Origin of the sequence: Cytobacillus sp. Bac17 (assembly GCF_024519925.1) — a bacterium.
GTDB lineage: Bacteria > Bacillota > Bacilli > Bacillales > Cytobacillaceae > Cytobacillus > Cytobacillus pseudoceanisediminis.
In genome coordinates this window covers 1-1,752 of record NZ_JALJRC010000074.1, presented here as the reverse complement: position 1 = coordinate 1,752, position 1,752 = coordinate 1, and the positions used below count along the sequence as shown (strand labels likewise).

General features: G+C 44.8%; 1 protein-coding gene. It reads right to left on the bottom strand.

All coding sequences use genetic code 11. The features are described 5' to 3' along the window. Positions 1–151: 151 nt before the first annotated feature. Positions 152–1,381 carry an IS110 family RNA-guided transposase gene (locus NR125_RS29130; RefSeq protein WP_009333976.1) on the bottom strand — a complete coding sequence of 410 codons (1,230 nt, stop codon included), beginning with the start codon at positions 1,379–1,381 and terminating at the stop codon, positions 152–154. Positions 1,382–1,752: the final 371 nt, after the last annotated feature.

Genomic DNA, 1,752 nt, shown 5'->3' with positions numbered 1-1,752 from the left:
TAAAGACCTGCGGTAATATGTCAACTCCAAAAGTTTAAAGATGTTTAGTTTTCAATTTACTTGTGACTAAAAAAGACCGTAAGGAACTACACCAGTAAATAAATGTAATTTACTGGAAATCAGGAAGGCTTGCGCTGACAAAGTATATTTGTCAGATCTTCACGCACCTTTCTTGCGCAAAGACTTGGCGTTTGCGAAGCAGCGCATCCACCAATCGCACGAGTTTTCTTGCTGTTAGGACGAGGGCACGTTTGTGTTGATGTTTTGGAACTTCAAGACATTTCTTTTGGTAAAACTCGCGATATTCGGGAATCTGTCTCCTAACCGAGTTGGCGGCTTCAACGAGGTAGTAGCGCAGATATTCGTTTCCTTGTCGCGAAAGAGAAGTGTCTTCAGCTGTAAAGCGGCCAGACTGGTGTTTCCGCCAGTATAGACCTGCATATTTGGCAATCTTGCTTTCATCTTCAAAACGTTCAATCTGGCCGATTTCGGCAATAATGCCTGCGGCATATACAGGTCCGATGCCCGGTATAGTCTCCAAGGTCTGGGAAAGGCCTGTCATTAGACGGGTAATGGCTTTGTCGATTTCCTTGATCTGTTTCTGAAAGGAACGGATCAGCTCAATGGAAGTACCTAAAAGGAGATCCATTGAGTCTTCTACCACTTTATCTAAGCGGTAGGAAGAGCGGACTGCCCGTTGGATGGAAGTAGCTACTTTATCGGGATCAGAGAAACGATTCTTCCCGTGTTCCTGAAGGAACGCAGCCAATTCATCTAAAGGCATCTGGGCCAGTTCTTCCAGGCTGTATCTTTCGAGGAAGAGGTCCATCATCGCATTTCCGAAGGCGGAAGAGTCCACCTCATGGGAAAAGTTGCTGCACTTGAAATTCAGATGTTGGAGAAAGTGCTGTTTCTCCTTTGTCATCATCTTAACCAAGTGATAACGTGAACGGGTCAACTGTTGGAGTGCGACATACTGGCTCTCCTTGACAATGGACATCTGGTTACGGCCGAATCGGACATAATCGGCAATCACGAATGCATCAATTTCATCCGTCTTATTCATATCCGAATAGCTTTTCTTGAAGTTGGCAATCTGTTTCGGATTAATGACGAACACTTGAGTGTCAAAGACCTTAAGGTCTTCATCATAATGAAGGAACATAGAAGGATGGAAGCTATAGACCGAAGTGGACTCCAAACCGATCTTAACGCTTTCAACTTTACGTCCTTTCGCAAGGCCGAGGATTCGTTCCTTCAAAACTGTGGCTCCTGGAAGGTCATTTGATACCGTGAAGGTATCCACTTTTGATCCTTCCTGATCAAGGATACAGCCTTTCATGTCAAACGAACTTACGTCTAAACCAACAAATAATCGCATGGGGGTTACCCTCCTTTCATTGTGGAATCATTGGGTATTTCCTTGGACGCCTCGAGATATCTCTAGTATGGACGCCGATCATCAACCTCGTGTATCAGAACTGCATCTGCATCGAAAGCCGCCTCAGGGCTGCTTGTCACCTGAGTTCGAGAGGCAGTGCGCTCAGCCTGCGAGTATGAAGTGCCGCACGTACACTGAGAAACAGTCTTTAGATGTAGTCAAGCTACAGGGGCAGGAAGAATTGTCCCAAATGATCCTAAGACCATTATCTAGAAATATCTCGAGACGTCCAAACAGACCACCTTATATTGATAGAAAAGATGAAAAAGAGAATGGTATTTAAGGAGTTAAACATAATATACGAGGGGCAG